This is a genomic window from uncultured Lacinutrix sp., assembly GCF_947500325.1.
Classification (GTDB): domain Bacteria; phylum Bacteroidota; class Bacteroidia; order Flavobacteriales; family Flavobacteriaceae; genus Lacinutrix.
In genome coordinates this window covers 45,823-53,793 of record NZ_CANMRQ010000024.1, presented here as the reverse complement: position 1 = coordinate 53,793, position 7,971 = coordinate 45,823, and the positions used below count along the sequence as shown (strand labels likewise).

The window sequence follows — 7,971 nt, the reverse complement described above, 5'->3', positions numbered from 1 at the left end:
ATAAGTACCTGCTGTTAATACATTATCGATACTTAAATCTGTTTGTCCTGGCACTAAAACACCTTCATTATACCATGTAATAGTAACATTAGATTCCATATAGTTATCTGCTGTTGCTGTTACTATAATTGGAACTGTAGCATTTGGACAGACTTCGTAGATAATATTTGGATCGAAAGATGTCATTGGTGCAATGCCGAATGTTAATTCGAATGTTGTTGTTTCAAAACAACCATTTACTGCATCTTCAACTCTAACAAATACTGTTTGAACGCCACCATCAAAATCTGATGGATTCGCTATAGCATTCATACTTGTTTCAGCATCTGTTAAATTATTATAATAAGAAAAGATAAAACCAGTTTGATTATTAACAATAGTACTTTCATTTAATGTTAAATCATAATTGGCAATTCCATCTTCGTCATCATCACAACCTAAAATATCATCGGCTTGTACTAAAATCGGTTTAGGAGCTAGTGATAAGTTAAAGGTACCAACTTTGGCGCAACCTGTAGTTCCATTTTCAGCGCTATAATATATAGTTATTGGAGCTGTTTGGTATGCCGTTGGATTAGCTATAGGATTCATACCATCCATAGCGTCTTGTTGCGTTAAATAGTAAGATATAACTAAGTCTGTCTGAGTTCCTATTATAAGTGCATCATTTTCAGTTAAGTCAAAGAAAGCGACACCTGTATTATCTACATCACATCCAAGTACATCTGGAAGCGTATTTGGTATAACAGGATTAGGGAAAAACTCCACTAGAACATCATCAATAACGAAACAAGAAGCATTAGCATTAAGAACAATTTCAACTATATAATTATTTGTTTGTGTTACAGCTAAAGTGGTTCCGCTTTCAGGAATTCCATTTTCATCTAGAATAGGTTCTTGAATACCATTATTTAGGGTGTACCATGTTATAGTTGCATTAGGACCAACCGGTACTCCTATATCTAAAATAACTTCGTCTCCTTCACAATTTGCGTTTCCGCCAGATAATAAAATATCTTCTCCTAAATCTGCTTCACCAATTTCAAAACTTCCAGCTTTTAAGAATACAGCTGAATCAAAAGCAGTATCTTGATCATCTGCAACCACTAATTTAATATGGTATGTTCTATTTGGAACTACTGTTGCCATTGCTGTTAATGGCACAGTGCGACCTCTAAAATCAATAGGACTTAATAAAGGGTTTTCACCAATTCCAATAGGGAAATCATCAACATCAGAATAGAAATCAAAAAATTCAGGAAATGAAGAGCCGCAAGGACCACCAGGTAAGTTTGCCATGTCTCTAATTGAGAATACAGAAACTGGAATATTAGTTCCTGGAACAAGAGCAATATTAGTAGTTATATTTGTTACTGTATCTGTTAGTAAGAATGCAAAAGCATCAGAGAAGCCACATTGGAATGTACCATATTCTTCAGCAGCGAAAATAAACTCAAAAGACATATCTTGTTGAAAAGGAACAAAATCAAATTCTATAATAGAAGCATTATTTGTATTTGCTAATCCTATTTCAGCTTCTAAATCTGCATCTCCAGGCCAGTTAAAACCACCATCACTTAAGGTGCCACTTTCAGGGCCAGAGGCATTATTAGCATTACCAGTTGTCATTACAATTCCGCTTTCGAAAGGGAAATTAGAACCATTAGCTTCAAAATAACCAATACCATTATCTGAGCCAAAATCAATACCAGTAGATGATGTAACATTTGAAATTGAAGAACATGGTGAATTTACAAGAACGTCTTCTACTAGTTCTGTTACAGTGTATTGTGTAATACTTGTAGTAATTGGAGGTGGTACAGTAATAATGCAGATATCAAAAGTAACATTTTGAAAATCATCACTTCCATTTGTAAATACTCTAACATAATAAGTGTTGCCAATTGTTAAGCCTGAAACCGTATTATTATCTCCAGCTTCACAAGATAAGTTGGTTAAACTATTACAGTCTGTCCCTTCATATAAACCTTGAACTACAACGCCTGTAACATTAGATAAGATTACCATATGTGTTTCTGAAACTGCAGTAAACTCAAACCAAACATCATCATTTGCCGTTCCAGCACAATCATTAGTTTGTGTAGAACCAGTAGCTCCAAATAATGTCGCACTAGTATTATTACATGTTTCATCTGCAGATGCTGTAAGTTGTGTTGCTGCTGAACACTCATCATTTACTGGAGGACATGCAGGTAAGTTAAATACAGGACTACTAATTACACAATTCGTATTTTGTTCATTAGTAACTATTGCTGTTACATTTTGACCAATTGGGAAAGGTCCTATTTGTGTAGTCCCTAATGCGGTTACTTGAATAGTATCACCATTAAATGAATTAGAAATTTCAAGAGAAGTAGCAGTTCCTAAATCTGTAACTTCTACATCTATAAATATTTGACTATTATCACAATCATTAACTAATGTGTAGTTTGCAGCAGGTAAATCACAAGTTAATTGTTGAATATCTACTGTAAAATCTAATGTTACACCAAATGCACCTCCATAACATGGGTTTGGAGTTGCTTGACCGCTATCTGCAGTTCCAATACGCATTCTATGTTGTCCTAATGGAGCTGTTATTGGTACAACAAAAGAAGCATCTAATGTTGTTGGGTTAGCATTTGTAGATTCCCCTTGGAAAACAAGTTCCGTAGCATCGAATACTAAATCGTCATTAAAATCTATCCATATATTTGTGTCATATGTAAAGCCAGTAGCAAAATCTATTAATACATTGGCTTGAACACCTTGAAATACATTTATAACAGGAGACGTTTGATCTTCGTAAGTTACATCTCCTAAACTAGGAAAGGCTATAGTGTTTATCGTAACGTTTGTAACGCCGTCACCATCATTACTAGTAGGTACAGATTCACAATATCCAGTTAGGAAAGTGTGTGGTCCAAAAAATGAACTTAAATTTGTTGGATCACATTCTGCTTGAACGTAAAAATCATAACTAGTATTATCTGTTAATCCTGTTATTATATATGGATTTGTTACTCCGGCAACAGTTGTACCTGTACCTTGAGCAAATCCAGTTGGGCCATATTCAATATTCCAAACTGTAGATGTACCATTCTCTGTCCAACTTACTTCTGTAGATGTTAAAGTTATATTAGTAGATGCTAAATCTGTTGGCTCAGCACAAGTAGGAATTCCTCTTACTCTAAAATTATCAATAAAGGCTTCATTATCTGCTGCATCATCAACAGTACCTTCAGATCCTAAAATACCAAATTGTACAATTTGACCTGCATAAGCTGTTAAATCATATACAGGATGAATTCCTGTAGCTGGGAAAACAGAAGTACTATCCCAAGTTTCTAATATAGTCCATGTTGCACCATTATCTGTAGAAATTAAAAACTGTACTATATCATCAGATCCTAATGTGCCAGGATTAGTAGAACTACCAAATTGCATAACACCTAAATCAAATTCAGCTTGAAAAGGACCTCCCGTTAAATCAAATTGAGGAGATAATAGCCAATCGCTTTTAGCTGCTAACCATAGGTTTATACTATAAGCACCGTCAAAACCATTATTTAAAAAACCATCTTGATTCCAAGAACCAGCACCTATATCACCAGGGCCAGTTGTAGCATCTCCACTATCTGCTTCATCCCAACATGCAGCTGGAATTGTAGTAAAGTTTTCAATGTAATCTGGTGTATATGGAGCACATTCTGTGGTAAAATTAACAGGGCCTAACCAAATACTAAACTCTGTACCGCAATTTGCTCTTACATAGGCTTCATAATCTGTTACAGGAGTTAAGCCTGTTGCTGTATATGGATTATTTGTTATCGCTGTTCCTGCTCCTGTTGGCGCACCAGTTCCTGCTGGTTGTACAACTATTTCCCAAGCTGTTTCAGAGCCTCCAGCAGTCCACGATAAATCTGCAGTTGTTGCTGTTGCACTAACAAAAGTTAAGGCAGATGGATTTGAACAAGATGGTAATTCATCAAAAGTAACATCATCTATAGCAATATCATCATAAAAATCACCTGGTGTAATAATTTCAGAAAAAGTAAAACGGGCCTGAACATCTCCAGTTATAGTAAGTGCACTTAAATCAATAGTTTTAAGTTCCCACCCACTAGTGTTAGTATCGTATGTTCCAACATTATTCCACGCAGCTCCATCCCAAACCTCTACATCTAAAGTAGAATTTGCATTGCCTTCATTATCACTAATTTCATAAAATGTAAGTGAAGGAGTTGTTAATCCAGAAATATCTACTAATGGAGACGTAAGAACAGCTGGTGCATCTGTACCCGATGCATCTACCACAGCATAAAAATTTCCTGAAGTAGTAGATCCAGTTAAAGTTCCATTATTTCCAACATGGTTAGGTCCAGCATTATTAAATAACCAGTCTTCACCACCAGACATAGACCAGCATACTGGAATAGCTCCTGCATTTTCAAAATCTTCAGTATATGGTGCTGTGAATGTTACACATTCTGTAGTAAAGTTTATAGGTCCAATCCAAATACTAAAATCACCTCCGCAATCTGCTCTTACATATGCTTCGTAATCTGTAGCAGGTGTTAATCCCATACCAGTATATGGATTAGTAGAGGTAGCGGTTCCTGCTCCAGTTGGAGCACCAGTACCTTGCGGTTGTATAGCTACTTCCCAATCTGTTTCTGTTCCACCAGCCGTCCATGACAGGTTAACTGTAGTATCTGTAGCACTTACAAAAGTTAAATTATCTGGGTTTGCACAAGTAGCATTGTATACTTGTACATTGTCTATTAACCAATACCATGCCCATATATCTGCATCATTATATACAAAACGTACTTGCATAGCTGCATTAGAATATGCAGTTATGTTAATATGTTGTTGGTCTGGCGCACCAAAACCTCCTACATCTGCTGTTTGTGTTAAAACAGCATTCCATGCAGCTCCATCCCATACTTCTACCACAGCAGAATCACCACCGCCATTATTATAAAATTGATCAAAGTCTAAGAAGATTGAAGTTGCTCCCGTAGTATCAAAAGCAGGAGATGTTAATGTTTCTAATAGAAGAACGCCATTTCCGTTAGCATCACTATCTACTATGGCTACGTTAGAGCCATCTAAATTGTTTGCTCCGCCTTGTTGTCCGGAAATCCATGAATCTCCTGTTGCTCCTCCGGCATCATCTATTGTCCATGTCGCTGGGATACTTGCGTCAAAATTCTCTGTTAAATACGTTTGAGCACTTAAGCCAAAGCTTATACCTAAACATAAAAATAACAATAATATAATCTTTTTCATTTTGTGGTTATAATTAGAAAGTTATTAAAAGTAATTCCCTAAACTAAAAAAAAATGTTATCCGATATATAATATGTGTATTATAATAGATGTAAGTGCGATTATATTCGATAAAAAGAGTATAATTTTATGTTAAATACGAACAACTGTTAGTTTTGTTGTTAAATCGTTAAAAACCCTACTAATATACTAGGAATTTGATAATTAGATTTTTTAAAAATCAATTACTAATTGTAATATTTTTCCTAATTTCATTACCATATTTATCTATAACAGTTATTAGGTGTTTTCCTTCTGAAGGAATTATAGCTATGTCATGAATATTTGTGGTTGTACCTATAAAAGTTTTATCAATATACCAATATAATTGAGTTTCAGGTTTAGAATGTGCTACCTTTAATATTAGTTCGTTTGTTTGTCCATCAAAATCTTTTGGAAGAAAGATAACAGCTTCATCTTTAGGGTAAATAAACTGCATATTAGTAGGACTGTTTCCAATACAATCTTCTCTATATTGCGGTAGTGGTTTATAGAATGGATTCTTGCTTTTATAATAATATGCCATTAAAGGAGGTAAGACAAACCAAGAGGTATGAGATACTTGAGTTAAATCTTCACAAGAACTATTAACTTGATATTGTCCTGATTGATCTAAATGAATACGTTTATGGTATGGACAAGTCTTTGTTTTTAAACCACTAATTTGAATACGTTTTTGCTGCACCTCTTTACAGTTCTCATTAGCTCTATAACCACTTTTTGCACAAATGTTTATTTCTTGCATTTCATCAAATGGTATAGAAAACCAATCGCTATTTGGTAATAAATCGAAAACATCAAACAATATTGGAGCAGCAGTTTGTACACCAACTAATCCCGGTCGTCCTTCACCATCTGCATTACCAACCCAAACACCCACAACGTAATCTTTTGTTGTGCCAATGGCCCAGGCATCTCGAAAACCATAACTAGTACCGGTTTTCCATGCTATTTGTTTAGAATCATCATAAAATTCCCAATTGTCATCACCTTCTGGTCGGTTAACGTCTTTTAGGCTTTCGTAGGTTAGGTAAATTGAAGCGGCATCAAAGAGTGTTTTTTCTGAAGATTTCTTACCAAAGTCAATAGTTTTATCTGCCAAAAAAGTAGGTTCGGAAAATTCATTGGTATAGTACTCACTTGAGGTTTCATTAAAATGATTTAATGTTGAAGATAAGTTGGCATAGCTTTTACATAAATCCCATAAATTACTTTCTGCGCCACCAAGAATTAAAGAAAGACCATAATGGTTAGCATTGTATTTAACATCTTTTAATTTTAAGTCTTTTAAATAGTGATGAAAACGATCTAGCCCAAATTGCTGAAGCATTCTAACTGCTGGTACATTTAAAGAGCGAGATAAAGCTCTGCTTGCAGGAACAGCACCATCAAACTCTTTGTTGTAATTTTCTGGTGAGTAGTTTCCAAACTGGCTAGGGACATCTGGTACTAAAGCATCAGGTAATAAATCACCAGTATCTAACATTGCAGCATAAAGAAATGGTTTTAAAATACTTCCTGTACTTCTTGGTTTATTAATAATGTCTACATCTTTTTGATGTTTTTTATCTGTAGGCGAATTACCAATATAGGTTAAAACTTCTCTAGTTTTAACATCTAAAACTAAAACAGAAATATTATAAATTTCATTTTGTTTTAGCAAATTGTAATGGTTGTAAACTATAGTATTTGCTTGGTTTTGTAATTTGTTATCGATGGTTGTTTTAACACGTTCGCCATAGTTTGTTTTAGCTATATTTTGTAATAAGTGTGGCGCTATTTGAGGTAACGGATACGGCTTTTGCGGTAAACTTTCGGCAATAGATAAACTATATGTTAGTGAGTCTATTATGTTATTTTCAAGTAGTTTTTTAAGTAATCGATTACGCTTATCAAGTAGTCTTTTTTGGTTTTTACCAGGATATATTAAACTAGGCGCATTTGGTAATACTGCTAATGTTGCACTTTCTGCCCAAGATAAATCATGCGCATTTCTATTAAAATAACGCCATGAAGCAGCATCTATTCCAACAACGTTACCTCCAAATGGCGCATAACTAGAATAGTACGATAAAATATCGTCTTTACTTGCCCTAAACTCTAATCTTGTAGCAAGAATAATCTCTTTTATTTTTTCTAAATAGGTTCGGGATTGGCCTTTTCTAGATAAGCGAATTACTTGTTGCGTAATAGTACTTCCGCCACGTTTTACTTCGCCAGAATTTATATTTTGTTTAAGTGCTTTAAAAATGGAAATAGGATTAAAACCTGGATGCTTGTAAAAATATTCGTCTTCAAAATTGATGATACAAGTTTTAAATTTTTCTGGTACACTATCGTTTTTTGGAAATCGCCATTGGCCATCTTTTGCAATTTGCGCACCTAATAAATCGTTGGTAGCACTTGTAATTACAGTTGCGGTAGGATCTTTAAATAATTGTCTTGGTAAACAAAAATAATAGGCAACTAAAAGCACTGCTATTATTACAGATTTTATTTTACGTTGTTTTATGTAGTCTATTATTTTTTTCATACACATCCTACGTATGCAGGAATCTTTTTTTAATTGCTTCTCGATACAATTTGTTCATGCTTCACAAATTACTCGAAGTGATGTTATGTTTTTAAATTAATCTTG

Annotated in this window: 2 protein-coding genes; both read right to left on the bottom strand. The window is 34.4% G+C overall.

The window, feature by feature from the left end; translation table 11 throughout:
• On the bottom strand, positions 1 to 5,295 hold a 5,295-nt coding region (locus tag Q0997_RS18085), incomplete at its 3' end, for a choice-of-anchor L domain-containing protein (protein ID WP_299891525.1).
• A gap of 219 nt (positions 5,296 to 5,514) precedes the next feature.
• On the bottom strand, positions 5,515 to 7,866 hold the full coding sequence (pbpC, locus tag Q0997_RS18080; RefSeq protein ID WP_299891522.1) for a penicillin-binding protein 1C: 2,352 nt from the start codon (positions 7,864 to 7,866) through the stop codon (positions 5,515 to 5,517).
• Between the last annotated feature and the right edge of the window lie 105 nt (positions 7,867 to 7,971).